We start from the raw sequence: 14,855 nt of genomic DNA on the forward strand, positions 1-14,855 counted from the left end.
GCGACAGGGTAGCGGCAACGCTGACCATACCCAAGCAATGTATGACATTCCAATTTCATCGGCTATGATAACACCATGGCTCTAAGTGAAATAAAACTGCTACACAGCTACCTTCGGCTCCACCATGTCTTTCCTGAAGACCTTCATATTGCGCGTCCGCTGATTAAGATGTTGCAAAAAACAGAGCGCATCACAGAGGCGCGTTCCCTTGCGCTCTCCATTGCAAGAAACATGCTTGCCAATGGCAAAGCGGGATTTGCTCTTGGCTTTCTTGCAATCTGCAAACAGCTGAATCACCCAAATGTAGATGAGATCGAGGCACTCTCCGACATGGCACGGATTACAGATGCGGGTACGGCGGAGAGTGAAAGTGGTTCCGAAAAGCTTTTTGCTTTGATTGATCAGCTCTCCGATTCAGAAGCGCTCGACTTCATTGCCCAGGCAAATCTGATAAAGGTAAAGCCCGGCGAGGACATCGTCACGCAGGGTGAGGCCAGTGAGACTTTTTACCTGATCCTGTACGGAAATGTCGATGTACGACTGATCCTCCCTGATGGGGATCCGACAACGCTCAAAACACTGAATCCTGGTGATTTCTTCGGTGAGTTTGCCTGCGTTTACAAGCTAAAACGCTCGGCAACCGTTACTGCCAGCAGCCCGACCATGCTGCTTGAGTTTTCCGGCGAATCGATTTCGCAGTTGATTGAGAGCTTCCCTCTGGCTGGCGATTACCTAATCCGAACAGTACAGACCCGCATGGTACACGCTGCCACCCACACCATCCCGGCATTTTCCGCGTTACCGGAAGAGGACAAGCTGTGGACAGCTGAAGAGTCCGTGGTTAATGAGTATGAGAGTGGTGACCTGATTTCAGTTAGTGACCGCTCTGCACCAGCCTGTCAAATCATCCTTTCCGGTGAGGCAGAGTTGAAAACAGCTGATGGACAGGGACTGTTACTCTCCACCGGAGATATGTTCGGCTCCGCAAGCCCCCTCATTGAACTTCCCCTTGATGCTGAAATCAAGGCAACAGAACATGCACTGGTGTGCGAGATGCCGGAAAAAATATTCCATACATTCATGAATCTTTATGCATCATTCGAACACCACGTAAAACTGGCAGGAGAAAATCGGGAAGGCGCCAGCCATTAACGGCTAAAAATAGCTCCGCACTTCAAAACCAATTGAGTTGGGGTAGAGACCAAACTCACTATTGATAGACGCACCAGCTGGCCTTTTCCCATGTGAGAGTGAGCCACTGATTGCCAGTTCCGACTCATCACTTAACGAATAGAGTGCATAAACAGCAACGAGAGATGAGTTATCCATCCAGTTATAGATCGCGGTCATATCCCCGCTTAACAGTGGTGTAAACTCGTAACTTGCTCCAAGTGCAGTGTAGTTTCGAGCCATATAAAAACCTTGAGCAGCCACAGGGGTCGCATAAGCGGCACTGCTCGAAACGCCTCCACCGTGATAGAACTGTTCAGCGCGCAGGGCAAGACTGTTGTCCCAGCGATGCTCAAGGCCGATAGCAAACTCGATGCGCCTATTTAACCCGGGCTGATCGGGAATATTCACATGCCCCTCTCCCCTGACGCCAAGCCATTCGAAAAGCTCTCCCTGAAAATCAGTACCAATCACAACATCCCCTTTCACAGAACCGACTATAAGTGCCAACTCAAAATCACCAATAACGCCCGAGGTGCGAGCCAGATAGGAGTTCCGGGCACCTGCATTAGAATTACTCCAGCCATTGCCACTGAAGGAGTCAGCGCTGTAACCAAGCACAGAGATCAGCGACAGTTGTGAAAGCTCGGCCAGCTGAATATCTGCCCGCACTGCATCAACACCCGGTTTGTAGGCGCGGAAAAAGGTTTGAGCAGCAAACGGCGCAAAAAAATCGTTAGGGGTAAAATAGAAGGTCGCGGCAAGATTCACCGGCTGACGACCGACCTTCAGATTTAGCTTTTGGGAGGCATACTGCAAATTCAACCGATCAATCAGAAGATGTGCGCGCCGTGAGTCGAAACTCCAGTCCAGCAAATCACTGCGCTCAACATCGCGCAGCACGGCAATATTGCTGCCACCGCTCTGCAAATCTAGAGGGACATAGTTCTGAACCGCATGCATCTCAAAGCTGAAAGCTCCGCCAATACTGGCATCAATCATGAGGCGGCCTGAAGCAGCCACGCCCGCAACGGATCGCTTATTATAATAGAGTGGATTGTCGGGATTGTTTAACCAGAGCCCTGAGCCAGCAAGCATGGCTCGCATTTCAATTGCGCTATCGTCACCCTGCCATGAGAAGAAGGCATGGGCCGGTTGCGCAAAAACAACCAGAACAAGTGTGACAAGTATAATTCGGACGGTGCTAACCCCTGACTTCATCCGACTCGATCTTACCATCATGGATGCTAATAATACGCCTTGCACGATCTATCACATGCTGGTCGTGGGTGGAAAAAAGAAAGGTTATCCCCTGCTCCCGATTCAGCTTCTGCATCAGATCAAGAAGTGATTCGGCTGTATGCGAATCAACATTGGCCGTCGGCTCATCGGCCAGCACAATGGCAGGATTAGTGACTATCGCACGTGCAATCGCCACGCGCTGCTGCTGCCCACCGGACATTTCGTCAGGGCGCCGCCCCTCCAGCCCTTCAAGCCCCACGGCAGCAAGCGTTGCCATCACCCGCTCACGGCACTCTGTTTCACCGACACCCTGCAGGTTCAGAACAAACTCTGCGTTTTCATAAGCAGTCATCACAGGAATCAGGTTATAGGCCTGGAAAACAAATCCAATACGGTTTTTTCGTATTTCAGAGAGTTCGGTTTTACCCAGCGTTGAAAGATCAATTTCATCCACCCAGATCCTGCCTGAGCTTGGAATATCCAACCCGCCGATTAGATTGAGAATACTTGTTTTACCGGAACCGGACGGACCACAGAGCACAGCAAAATCGCCATTCTCAATCGCAAGCGAAACATCATTTACGGCATGCACATCCACTTTTCCCTGCCGGTAGGTTTTGACAACATCCTGCATGCGGACAATGTGTTCACTTTCACTCATAGCATCGACCTCATATCGTTTTCAGGCTCTCAACAGGTGGTACACGCCCCGCTCTCCATGCCGGATAGAGTCCAGCCAGCAGCGCCAGCATAAAGAGTGTGCCAAGTATCGCCATCACACTCTCCTTAAACAGTCTCGCCTTGAACACTGGATCAACCAGAACTCCGCCATAGCTGAAGTCGTCTCCGAAGGCGCCGGTAAAATCGATTCCGTAATAATACAGGAAATAGTACCAGGGCGCGGTTATGATAACCCCCAGTATCAGCCCAACTATGGAGAGCCAGAACGACTCCACCATCACCAGCTTGAAAAGCACCTTGGGTGACATGCCAACCGCCATCATCACACCAAACTCTCGGGTACGCTCCAGCACACTCATCAACATGGTATTAAGAATACCTACGGCGATCAGTAACCCGACAAGAAACTGGCTGATATAGTTACCGGCCTTGTCGAAGGCGATCACCGCAGCAAGATCCGGTTGCGACTTTTTCCATGTCAGCACTGCGACACCACCTGCTTCGGGAAGGGCTGCAATTCTGTCACGCATGGCCTCGGCATGTCGCTGATCCTTAATGATCACTGCAACCACCGTGGCTTCGTCAGGCGCATAGCTCAGTGTCTCCTGCACTGTTGCAATCGGCAACAGCGCCAGAATTCCATCAATCGTACTTTCTCCAGTAGTAAAGATTCCAGTTACCCGTGCAATGTTACTGACAATCTCACCGGTCGCATCGGTCGTCGTGTAAACCACCTTTTTGCCAATTTTAACCTGCAACTTTTGAGCCAGCCTGCTACCAATTACAATACCACGACCTCCGCGTTCATTAAAAAGCTTCCCTTCAACAAGTGAGCGAACCAGCAGATTGTTGCCTGCTGTTTCAAAATCGGGATCCACCGCAATAAAGGCACCTCCGACACTCTTGCGGGCACTTGCAAACATCGCCTGTCCGGTGATACGAACCGTGGCATCCGAAACACCATCCAGAGCAACGATTCTTTGACGTAGTGCATCGACACCGGAAAGCCTTTTATCCAGTGTAGGTTTAAGATGATATCCGACCGGCTCCACAGTCACATGACCCATGCCCATACTTGCACCCGTATCAATCATATTGGTATAGGTGTAGTCGCCCGAGCCGGTGAAGGTAACCGCAAGCATCACGCCGAAACCGATAGAGAATGCCGTAATCAGCGTTCGCCGCTTTCTACGCCAGATATTTCGCCATGCCAGCTGGTTCAGATTCATCGGAAGTAGATCGCCTTGACCGGCCTTAACATGGCAGCTTTGACTGCCGGATAGATCACCGCCAGTGCTGCAACAATGAACAGGAAGAGTACCGGGTAGACCAGCGCCTCTGTTGTGATCGCCGCATACCAGAGGGGATCAAAGGCAATGCCTCCATATGCGATCGAATCTGCCATTGATGACAAATCGATACCGTGAATCCGGTAGTAATCTGATACCCACCAGCCACCGGCAAGACCAACAATAGAGGCCAGCAGTGTAAGGATAAATGTTTCTGCAAACACAAGGGCAACAAGCTGCCAGGGAGAAACGCCGAGCGCTTTCATGATGCCAAACTCATGTATCCGTTCGAACACATTCATTAACATCGCATTGAGTACCACAGTAGCTACGGCAATATAGAAGATCACCAGCATGATCATGATCTGCACATCGGCCGTTTCGATCATGCGCGCGATCACCGGCATCAGCTGTTTCCAGTTTTTCACCTCAAGACCTTCCGCTATTGCCTCAACCCTTGCAGTTTCCACGGTCAGATCCGTTGTTCGATCCGGGCGAATGATCACAATCTCATGCGCCCCCTCCGGGATCACCAGTAGATTTCTCAATGTCTGCATCGGCATGAACATTCCCATTCGATCGATGCCATCCGATACTGATTTCAAAATGCCTCTTACCCTGAAAAGCTCATTGGCCATGTATCCGTCCGAACTCTGACCGACAAATACAAGCTCATCGCCCAATTCTACACCAAGCGTGCCAGCTAGCTTCTTGCCGAGAATCACACCATTTGCATCACTTTCATCAAGCCACTGACCACTACTGAGATGCCTGTGCAGTTCGGTGACCTTTATCTCCTGCTTGAGATCAATCCCACGTAGATGCACGCCGCTTGAAGCCATCCTGGCAGCCAGAAGTCCGTAACCGTAGATGCGACTAGTGGCCCGAAACCCCTGTTTCTGCAAATTTCTGACCAAGAGGTCCGCATCATTGATCTGGGTGTAGAGATCAGGGTCATCACGATACCCATGTGCATGAATCTGAATATCGCCCATATTCATCGATACCACACTGCGTTCACTGCCTTGGATCATCCCCTCCATCAGTGAGGCGAAAAAGATCATAATAAGGCAGGCAAATGCCATGGCCAGCATAGTTACCAGCGAGCGGTGCCAGTTCCTTCGCACATTTCTCGATGCCAGCGTCAGAATCCTCATATCAAATCACTTCAACGGCGCTTCAGGCTTGATTTGGTGAACATGACATCACTGACAGGTATGTTCAGTTCAAGCGTCTCATAAATAAACTCGGTGTACTCATCAGGTTTGTCGGAAGGCACTACACGCAGCACAGCAGGACGATCACGCCCTCCCAGCATCTTCATATCGGTAAAGGTGAAGGTACGGGCCAAGACCATATCCTCATCGTAATAGTGCTCCATCAGCGGCGTGTAACCATCGGCCAGGATCGACAGCATCAGCTTACCCCACACAACAGGCGCATCCGGCTTGGGCGTTAACGTAAATTCAATAATATTTTGCCCGTCGCGCTCACCCTCGAAACTGATTATTGCCTCGTAGTCCTCCTCAAGCCGAGCCTCTTTCACGAGATCGTCATTGGTGAGATGGCTGCCCATCCAGGATCCCATCATCATACCGCTAGTCAGGCGAATGGTGCGGTCGGTCTTGGGCAGGTAGGTATAGATATGATTATCAGACTTAAGCGTCATCGTGCCCTTTTCGCGTAGTGGCTCCAGCACGCGAAACAGCGTCTTCTCTTTACCCTTGGACCACCCCTCCATACGCATGGTGCGGGTATAGTGCTCAGTTTTCACCTGCATGGTCACTACGGCATAGGAGGACTCACCACGCCAGAGATCATCAACTTTATTCAGGATGTAACTGGTTCGATCCTTACCGGCCTCCTCTTCAGCAGCGAAACATGGGGACACCAGAAAAATCGCAATCAGACAACAGAGAGCTCTCATACCACCAGTGTAGAAGATGGGCAGGAATTGTGAAAGCGGAAAACGTGCGACAAGCAGCGCTATTTTCCGAAGTTCAGAAAGGGACTCAGGCTTGCGTAGAGGATAAACAGCGACACTAACAGGAAAACGATCACCAAAACCGGGTGCTGCTTAAAAATATCGAGAAATGTGGTATGCCGCCCCTCCTCTCTCAGACTCTCGTATTCAGCATGCTTCTCTTCATAACGCTGCTTTTGATAGCTATCGATCAATGCACTCGCCCGTTCGAACTGCTCATCATCATGCAGCCAGATCGCTGGTGTACCGATACCAAAACCTCCGGCATGGGTTTCATAAAACGAAACCTCATGTTCGCTTAAGAGCAGGCGTACATCTTCCGCCTCATCATCAGGCACATTGCTGAGCTTAAAGAGTCTAACAGCCACTGTTCATATCCATGACTCAACACTATGCTCATGCGGCATCCAAAGAAAAGCCTCAGAACCATTTAATATTAACAGCTAAAATCAGCGCTACCGCTCTGTTTCGTCACTCCTGACTGACACTTTTTGTCACAAAGAGCGTAAAACCCGCAAAAAAAGCCCAAATTTCTTGGCATCCAGATTGCGTACTACTAAGTATACGATGCCAAAGAAGGCACCAAACTCATGAAGGAGAACAAAATGATGAATCTAATTAAAAAAGAGAAGGGCTTCACGCTGATCGAGCTGATGATCGTAGTAGCCATCATCGGTATTCTGGCAGCAATCGCAATTCCGCAGTTTGCTTCCTACCGTGTTAAAGCATTCAACTCAGCAGCACAGGCTGACCTGCACTCTGCACAGACTACGTTTGAAGTTTTCTTCAACGACAACAACAAATATCCCAACGCCAATGCAGCAGCATCAACAAGCCCGCTTACCCTGACTGACGGCACCAACACTGCAACAATGAACCTCTCTAGCAGCGTATCCTTCGGTAGCACTGCTGGCACTGGTAACCAGACATATGGCGCTGCAACCAAGCACCTCGCTGGTGATACAGTTTATAAAACCACTAGTGCAGCACCTACCATTGTTTCAGCAACTGGTACAGCTGGTACTGCATTGGCAGCTGGCGATCTACCTGCCGCACCATAATTAAAATAAATACCGATAACGAAAAAGAGGGCTATTTAGCCCTCTTTTTTTTTCTTATGATAAGTAACTTGAATCATCCCGATATTCGTTAATAATCCGATGCATGCCCGCAGCCCTGACCGTCACCAATCTAAGTAAACAGTACAATCATAATCTCGTGGTAGATGACGTCAGTTACTCACTACATCGAGGTGAAGCCGTTGGCCTGTTAGGTGCAAACGGCGCGGGTAAAAGCACAATGATTAAATCTATTCTTGGACTGGTGCGCCCCAGCCGCGGCACCATAATACACCCGGAGTTATCACCGGCCTACCTCCCGGAACTGCCTCAACTGCCCACGTCCCTCTCCGCTCTGGCTCTGCTGCGTTTCAAGTGTTCAGCTTTGGGGCTGGATTCTGCACTGGCAGAGGAATGCTTAATGGAAGTAAACCTGTCGAAAAAAGCGTACAAGCAGCCAATCAAGCAGTACTCCAAAGGCATGCGGCAGCGAACTGCACTGGCGCTCACCTTGTGCGGTAACCCGATGCTGGTTTGCCTTGATGAACCGATGTCAGGTCTTGATGCACTGGGACGGGTGGAAATACTGAACCTACTGAAAGAGAAGAAGAAACAGGGCGCGGCATTTCTGATGTCCAGCCATATTGTTCCCGACATGGTTCAGCTTTGTGACCGGGTATTGATCATGGCACATGGCAGAATATGTGAAGATGTCCTAATACAAGAACACTCACTGGAAGAGGCAATGGCACTTGAAGGCAAACTTGCCCTATGGACAACAACATGAATCAACTGATTACATTGACATGGTTCACACTCAAAGAGGTTGCCTATCAACGCATTTATAAAATATTATTAGTTACGCTGATCATCATTCCATGGTTGCTTCTGATTCCAACCTCACTGTTTCTGCTTGATATGGGCAAGGTATTCATGGACATGTTGTTTACAACCCAGCATGCGTGGCTGACTGCCTACCTTTTCTTTCTCGCCGTACCACTGTTGGTCAGGGATATAGAGCAGGGTGTTTGCAGCATATTCCTCACCCTTCCAATGTCTCGTGAAAAGTACCTGTGGGGACGTTTTATTGGCATCCTTTTCAGTATTCTCCCTCTGCTTCTTTGCTACATCATTTCGGCAGTTGTTGCATTTTTTTGGGCTGAGAACAGCTGGCCCAGCTATGTTTTGGCAGATTCAGGACTTTCATTCAGTTATGGCAGCATACTGATTCTCTTGCCTTATCTGGCACTGGCTGCCGTTCTGTTCCTGATTGCTGCAGGCGCTAGCGGATCAGCCGAAATCACGCTGTTTCTGCTCTCTGTATGGTTGATCTGCTGGGCTCTTCCACCTGTTCTTGATGCATTGCAGAATATTGAAGTAGCCGAAAGTACGCCGGCATGGACAGGCATGCTGCTATACGGAATTAACCAGCTCCTGCCTGATCTTTCAAGCAGCCAGATTTCGCTCAAGCTGGCACACCAATTGCCTTTGAATCCAGCGTCGGTTTTTGCTTACTGTATCCAGCACACTACTTATGCCGCACTTGCCATTATAGCTGCTTCAGCGGTTTTCAAACGGCGAGACCTTAGCTGACATGATCATCCGCCTGGCGCTCATTGCCGCATTGATTGCTGCCATCGGCTGGGGACGCTCAAACACACCTTCGCAGCAGGAACTCTTACCACTAACAACATCCCCATGGTCAGAAAACCATGCGCTGTGGAGCCGCGCATGGGCTGGCCCTGTGCCTGCTTTTTCTGCGGACATGGCAGTCCTGAACATCTTCAATATTTATGCTCAGGCTACGGCAACACCTGCCGAAAACAGGGCGCCGTGGTGGTCAGCGTTAAAATACCAGCTGCGCCTTGGCCAGAGTATGGATCCCTACTTCAGGGATATCTATCGCCTGACAGAAGGCCTCCTGGCCTATGAAGCCCAGGAGATGCGGGAAGCCATTGAAATCCTCGGCATGAGTGAACCTTACCTGAACAGCTCTGATCCATTGCTTGTTGCCGCCTTTATTGCCCATCAGGAACTTAAGAATGATCAGTTAGCACTCTCACTGGCCAAGCGAGCTGCTAATCAACCCGATAGCAGCCCGCTTGTAATAGGCTTTACAAGCAATATCATTCAAGGGCAGAGTGGTTGTAGGGCTGCACTAGCCTTTCTGAATAGTCGTCTGGACTCTGTGCCAGAAAAGTACCAGCAGGGTATTGTCCGGCGCATCAGAAAGCTGCAAAGGGAGGAATTATGCCGAAAAGAGATTCAGGGTTCTCTTTAATTGAACTTATGATCGTCGTTGCCATTATTGGTATTCTGGCAAGCATCGCTATCCCCTCTTACAACAGCTACAGACAAAAGGCATACAATGCCCAAACGGTCGCAGATGTGTTTCACATCAATCTCTTTGAAAATCAATTCTTCAATGATAACAAAACTTTTGTACCGATTAGTGTTACTGATAAACAGGCAGATGGACTGATCAGCAAAAATGTCACACTTGCAGACAGCAGTGTCGCACTGTTTGAAATAAGAAGCCTGAGTCTTGATGTTAAGGTTGCAGCTAATGTTGACGCCAGCAAACAAACCATTGTTATCGGCGGCAAACACGATGCCAGTACAACCGTTATAGCTGTGGATCTTGAAGACGGCAACAATCGTAAAAAAACCATCACCGGCAACTTTACCGCTGCTGATATACCGGCAGCAACTACGGGTAATGATTTGTCATCATGGGCCATGTATCAGAAATAGATTTAATGATTACTGCTTCATACCAGCAACGCTAGGTCGATAAGAGTAATTACGAATGCAATGTCCACCTGGGCGTTGCATCCCACTCATCCGGTGCGGCAAGACCAGCGCATTGATGCTGGAATCCGGCATAGGCGATCATGGCTGCATTATCAGTACAGTGTTTGGGGTGTGGAAGATGCACCTCAACACCTTTTGCCTCCGCCAGCTTGAACAGCATATTCCTCAGGGTCTCATTAGCAGCCACCCCACCGGCTATCACCAGTCTTGGGGCATCTTCGCGAAGACAAGCGCGGATACTCTTCTTCACCAGCACCTCGCAGGTCGCTGTTTCGATTCCAGCTGCCATATCTTTCATCGTCTGCAAATCGAATGATTCGACGCCACCAGCAGCTTTTACGGCATACATCACTGCCGTTTTCAAACCTGAAAAGCTGAAATCGAGGTTGTCCTTATTCAGCATCGGGCGAGGCAATTTGAAACGCTTGGCATCTCCACCTTTGGCCAGCATGGCTATCTCCGGACCTCCCGGGTAAGGAAGCCCCAACAGCCTTGCCGACTTATCGAAACACTCCCCAGCCGCATCATCCAGGGTCTGTCCGATCACACTGTATTTTCCGATGGCATCCACACGCACCAACATCGTATGTCCACCGGAGACCAGCAGCGTAATAAACGGGAACTCGGGCAGCACACCGGCCAGCCCCGGTGCCAGCAAATGCCCCTCCATGTGATGAACAGGTGAAACAGGAATATTGTGCACCATCCCTGCAGCCCTTGCATAGGAGGTGCCGACCAGCAGTGCGCCCATCAGACCGGGGCCAGCCGTCACCGCTATCTCATCAATCTGCGCCCACGTAAGTTCGGCCTCAGCCAATATCGATTCCACCATCGGAGGCAGCGCTACCAGATGCTCACGTGATGCAACCTCTGGCACCACACCGCCAAAGCGAGCATGTGTTTCGATTTGCGAGGCAACCTGTTCAGCCAGCAGCACACCCAAACCGGTTGCTGTGTCACCCTCATAGATCGCTACTGCTGTCTCATCACAAGAGGTTTCAATACCCAGTATCTTCATCACCACCCCTTCAATTACGCGCTGCCAAAGCCGCCACCACCCGGTGTCTCGATTTTAATCCGGTCACCGCGCTTGAGCTCAAAGCTGCCTTTGGCAGCAAGTGCGCGCCACTCTCCATTTCGCCAAAGGCTGTTCACACCACGCTTGCCAACTTTTCCACCGGCAAGCCCGTAGGGCTGGCTGCTTCTCCTTTCAGTCAAAAGTGACAGGTTGCAATCCTTCAAAACAGACCATTCACGCACCAGCCCGTCTCCTCCGTCAAAAGCTCCTTTGCCACCAGATCCATCGCGCACGGCATAGGTGGAGATGCGCAGCGGATAGTGCATCTCCAGTACCTCGATCGACGAGTTTTTGGTGTTGGTCATATGACACTGGACTGCGGAGAGGCCTTCCCCACCATTAAACGCCCCCATGCCTCCGGCCAGTGTTTCGTAATATACCCAGGCTTCGCCGTTCGTTGTGCCACCAAATATCACGTTGTTCATCGTCCCCTGCGCCGCAGCAGGGACACGATCAGGAATTGCCTTGGCAAGTGCGCCAAGCAGAACATCGACAATGCGCTGGCTTGTCTCCACATTTCCCGCAGCAACCGGAGCTCCTCTTCCGGCATTCACCAGACACCCTTGGGGCGCACGAATCGAAATCGGATGAAATACTGCTGCTGTCTGCGGGGTATGCTCCGGCATCAGGCAGCGAAAGACATAAAAGACACTGGCAGCCGTGACTGCTAACGGGCAGTTAACCGGCCCTTTGCTCTGTAAGACCGTGCCAGTGAAGTCGACAATGGCAGATTCACCCCTTACCTGAACATCGGCTCGAATGACCAATGGTCCCGAACCAAAGCCATCATCCTCCAGAAAATCTTCAAAGGCATAGTTACCATCCGGGATCGAAGAGAGTGCAGCCCGACCGTAACCTTCGGATACGGAAATAAGGGCTGCGAACATCTCTCGCAACTTCTCCGCTTTATAGTCATTCAGCCGCTCGCCACCGCGCAGAGCTGCAGCCCTCTGTGCTGAGAGATCCCCCATGCGCTCGGCAGGCGCACGCACTGACTCATAAAACAGGTGAGGCAACTTCATATCCTCAATGCCGGCTTCGAACCAGTAGCAGGGAGAGATGATCACCCCCTCATCCTCCAGCCGTATCTCCACCCCCATCGAGCCGGGGGAAACACCACCGATATCGGCATGGTGTGCCCGTGCAGCAGAGAAAGCGACAAGCTCTCCATCGATAAAGACCGGAGCTACAACGGTAATATCAGGAAGGTGGGTGCCACCGAGAAATGGATCATTGAACACCACCACATCACCGGGCTTCCATTCAAACAGAGGGATCACGCCTGACATCGCAAAAGCCATTGAACCCAGATGAACCGGAATATGGGCCGCTTGTGAAATCAACTCCCCCTTTTCATCAAACAGAGCACAGGAAAAATCCTCGCGATCACGAATATTGGGAGAGATGGCACTGCGCTTAAGCACTGCACCCATCTCTTCGCAGATCGCCGCCAACCGGTGTGCAAACAGGCTTATCTCAACTGCATCAATGCTCATCGTAGCGCTCCAGTAAAAGGTGCCCGTGAACTGAGGCTTGCATCCGCCATCCATCTGGCAGCCATAGCGTTGAGGTATCCTCAAGAATCAGGGCAGGCCCCGAAAACGCACAACCGGGCCTTAAATCGGAACGCTGCAGGTGCGGCACCTCCCCTGCCCCGTAAACTGCAGAGTAGCCACTTGGTTCAATCTCTTTGTCAGATGATGATAGCTGCGGAAATTCAAGCTCAGGGCGATCGACAAATGCAGTCACCCTTGCGGTCATAATCTCAATGGGGCGACCCAGATCATGGCCGTAAGCACAGCGGTGGGCCGTTTTAAAACTCTCGATTAAACCGCTCATCTCATCCTGCATTGCTACAGTCAGATGAAATCCCTGCCCGACATAACGCAGATCCAGACGCCGCTCGTATGAGAGGTTCAGCCCCTGCATGCCAGAAGCCGCCTCCTGTTCAAGTTCAGCAAACATCGCCTGTAACAGGCTTGGTGCATCAACATCATCGATAGCAATACGCCTGCTTCTGGAAAACTCGCTCTGCTGCCTTCCAGCCAGCATCCCCAGTGCAGAAAAGGCACCGCTGGCAAGCGGGAAGATCACCTTCGACATGCCAAGCTTTTCAGCCAAGGCACAGGCATGCAGGCCACCGGCTCCACCAAAACTTAACAGCGAGAAATCCTCAGGGTTGTGCCCCCGTTGCACCGATACCACTCGCAAGGCTCCGACCATGTGCTCTTCAGCGATACGGATTACGGCATGGGCTGCCTCTTCAGAACTCAATCCGAGTGGTTCTCCATAAGCGTCAAATGCAGCAAGGGCTGCTTCACGATCAAGCTCCATTCTACCGGCCATTCGTGCCATTGGCGGAATACGTCCAAGTACCAGATTGGCATCTGTCACAGCAGGTGTAGTGCCACCCTGTCCATAACAGACCGGGCCTGGGCTCGCTCCTGCTGACTCAGGACCCACCTGTGGAAGCCCTGCTTCATCAATCCAGACAAGTGATCCCCCGCCCGCTCCAATGGTGTGAATATCGAGCATCGGCAATCCAATCGGGATACCGGCTATCTCCGACTCGGTAGTCATTGCCGCCTTGCCCTGAATCAGCGCCACATCGGTGCTGGTCCCCCCCATGTCGAAGGTAAGCAGGTTGGGCTCACCAAGCTGCCTGCCAATCGCTTCTGCAGCCACGAGGCCGCCTGCAGGCCCTGAGAGCGCAAGTTTTACAGCCTGGGCACCGGCTGAATCGGCAGCCATCACACCCCCGGCTGAGTGCATCACAAACAGATGTTTCGGACGCAATGTATAAGCAAGGCGTTTGAGATACCTCTGCACCAACGGCCCCACATAGGCATTGAGATAAGTGGTCGCTCCCCGCTCATACTCGCGGTATTCCGCTAACACCTGATGCGACAGAGAGATAAAAACATCCTCCGGAAGAGCCTTGGCAATTTGCTGTTCATGGAACTCATTGAGGAATGAGAAGAGCTGACAGACAGCAACGGCCCTGTAACCACCCTGAACGATGATTTCGGCAAGCCCTTCAATATCCTGTATATCAACCGGTTCAATCTCAAACCCATTTGCATCCATTCGCCCTGACAGACCCAGACAGTCCCGTCGTGCTATCCAGTCAGCCTTTGCCGCAGGGGTAAGCGTATAGAGCTCTTCTCGCGTCTGGCGACCGATAGTCAGCACATCCTCGAGCCCTCTATTGGTGATAAAAAGAGTATTTACACCCTTGCGCTCAAGAATCGCATTGGTAGCCACGGTTGAGCCGTGAATGAGGTGAAGATCACCTGCATTCAGCCCCAGGTTTACGATACCAAGCTCTATGGCGCGCGATGGATCTTCTGGTGTGGAGAGCTCTTTGTGGAAACGCAGACCCGAGCTGTCAAACAGCACAAAGTCAGTAAAGGTTCCGCCTGTATCTACCCCTAAAAACATGGCAGCATTGTAGCTGTCAGAATTCGTAATGACTAACGCTGGCAAAGAAAGCAGCGCTCATGGAGCAGCTCTTCATCCAGACGGGTGATGCAGATCAC

Annotated in this window: 15 protein-coding genes; 6 read left to right on the forward strand and 9 right to left on the reverse strand. The window is 51.1% G+C overall.

The genetic code is table 11. The features are described 5' to 3' along the window. Positions 1-75 precede the first annotated feature (75 nt). Positions 76-1,152: a cyclic nucleotide-binding domain-containing protein gene (locus Ga0123461_RS06995; RefSeq protein ID WP_100277676.1), complete on the forward strand. Its 1,077-nt coding sequence runs from the start codon at positions 76-78 to the stop codon at positions 1,150-1,152. Positions 1,153-1,155: 3 nt separating this feature from the next. Here the strand turns inward: Ga0123461_RS06995 and Ga0123461_RS07000 are convergent, their stop codons facing one another. From Ga0123461_RS07000 to Ga0123461_RS07025, 6 genes are read right to left on the reverse strand one after another with little or no spacing between them, the layout of a single operon-like run. Further along, positions 1,156-2,391, reverse strand: a complete 1,236-nt coding sequence (locus tag Ga0123461_RS07000) for a hypothetical protein (protein ID WP_100277677.1) — start codon at positions 2,389-2,391, stop codon at positions 1,156-1,158. Continuing rightward, complete coding sequence (locus tag Ga0123461_RS07005) at positions 2,375-3,073, reverse strand: ABC transporter ATP-binding protein (RefSeq protein WP_100277678.1); 699 nt, start codon at positions 3,071-3,073, stop codon at positions 2,375-2,377. Before Ga0123461_RS07005 ends, Ga0123461_RS07000 begins: the two co-directional genes overlap by 17 nt. A 10-nt stretch (positions 3,074-3,083) precedes the next feature. Beyond that, positions 3,084-4,322, reverse strand: a complete 1,239-nt coding sequence (locus Ga0123461_RS07010) for an ABC transporter permease (RefSeq protein WP_100277679.1) — start codon at positions 4,320-4,322, stop codon at positions 3,084-3,086. After that, on the reverse strand, positions 4,319-5,539 hold the full coding sequence (locus tag Ga0123461_RS07015) for an ABC transporter permease (RefSeq protein ID WP_232710071.1): 1,221 nt from the start codon (positions 5,537-5,539) through the stop codon (positions 4,319-4,321). Before Ga0123461_RS07015 ends, Ga0123461_RS07010 begins: the two co-directional genes overlap by 4 nt. Before the next feature lie 11 nt (positions 5,540-5,550). After that, positions 5,551-6,309: an outer membrane lipoprotein-sorting protein gene (locus tag Ga0123461_RS07020; protein ID WP_100277680.1), complete on the reverse strand. Its 759-nt coding sequence runs from the start codon at positions 6,307-6,309 to the stop codon at positions 5,551-5,553. A 59-nt stretch (positions 6,310-6,368) separates the two neighbouring features. Then, positions 6,369-6,734 (reverse strand): DUF6164 family protein, encoded by a 366-nt coding sequence (locus tag Ga0123461_RS07025; RefSeq protein ID WP_100277681.1) that lies wholly within the window; start codon positions 6,732-6,734, stop codon positions 6,369-6,371. A gap of 249 nt (positions 6,735-6,983) precedes the next feature. Here Ga0123461_RS07025 and Ga0123461_RS12720 point away from each other — a divergent pair, with 249 nt between their 5' ends. From Ga0123461_RS12720 to Ga0123461_RS12725, 5 genes are all read left to right on the forward strand, one after another. Then, positions 6,984-7,427 carry a type IV pilin protein gene (locus tag Ga0123461_RS12720; RefSeq protein WP_198507166.1) on the forward strand — a complete coding sequence of 148 codons (444 nt, stop codon included), beginning with the start codon at positions 6,984-6,986 and terminating at the stop codon, positions 7,425-7,427. 103 nt (positions 7,428-7,530) lie between these two features. Beyond that, entirely contained in the window at positions 7,531-8,211 is a 681-nt protein-coding gene (locus Ga0123461_RS07035; protein ID WP_100277682.1) for an ABC transporter ATP-binding protein, read from the forward strand. Then, positions 8,196-9,017, forward strand: a complete 822-nt coding sequence (locus Ga0123461_RS07040) for an ABC-2 transporter permease (protein ID WP_100277683.1) — start codon at positions 8,196-8,198, stop codon at positions 9,015-9,017. The genes Ga0123461_RS07035 and Ga0123461_RS07040 overlap by 16 nt, the downstream gene beginning before the upstream one ends. 1 nt (position 9,018) lies before the next feature. Further along, positions 9,019-9,705: a hypothetical protein gene (locus tag Ga0123461_RS07045; protein ID WP_100277684.1), complete on the forward strand. Its 687-nt coding sequence runs from the start codon at positions 9,019-9,021 to the stop codon at positions 9,703-9,705. Next, positions 9,675-10,178, forward strand: a complete 504-nt coding sequence (locus Ga0123461_RS12725) for a type IV pilin protein (protein ID WP_100277685.1) — start codon at positions 9,675-9,677, stop codon at positions 10,176-10,178. The genes Ga0123461_RS07045 and Ga0123461_RS12725 overlap by 31 nt, the downstream gene beginning before the upstream one ends. Before the next feature lie 49 nt (positions 10,179-10,227). Here the strand turns inward: Ga0123461_RS12725 and tsaD are convergent, their stop codons facing one another. The 3 genes from tsaD to Ga0123461_RS07065 are packed head-to-tail and all read right to left on the reverse strand — an operon-like array spanning position 10,228 to position 14,757. Next, positions 10,228-11,256: a tRNA (adenosine(37)-N6)-threonylcarbamoyltransferase complex transferase subunit TsaD gene (tsaD, locus tag Ga0123461_RS07055; RefSeq protein WP_100277686.1), complete on the reverse strand. Its 1,029-nt coding sequence runs from the start codon at positions 11,254-11,256 to the stop codon at positions 10,228-10,230. Between the two features lie 14 nt (positions 11,257-11,270). Next, complete coding sequence (locus Ga0123461_RS07060; protein WP_100277687.1) at positions 11,271-12,812, reverse strand: hydantoinase B/oxoprolinase family protein; 1,542 nt, start codon at positions 12,810-12,812, stop codon at positions 11,271-11,273. Then, positions 12,802-14,757 (reverse strand): hydantoinase/oxoprolinase family protein, encoded by a 1,956-nt coding sequence (locus Ga0123461_RS07065; RefSeq protein WP_100278728.1) that lies wholly within the window; start codon positions 14,755-14,757, stop codon positions 12,802-12,804. Before Ga0123461_RS07065 ends, Ga0123461_RS07060 begins: the two co-directional genes overlap by 11 nt. Positions 14,758-14,855: the final 98 nt, after the last annotated feature.

The sequence above is a fragment of the Mariprofundus aestuarium genome (assembly GCF_002795805.1).
Classification (GTDB): Bacteria; Pseudomonadota; Zetaproteobacteria; order Mariprofundales; family Mariprofundaceae; genus Mariprofundus; species Mariprofundus aestuarium.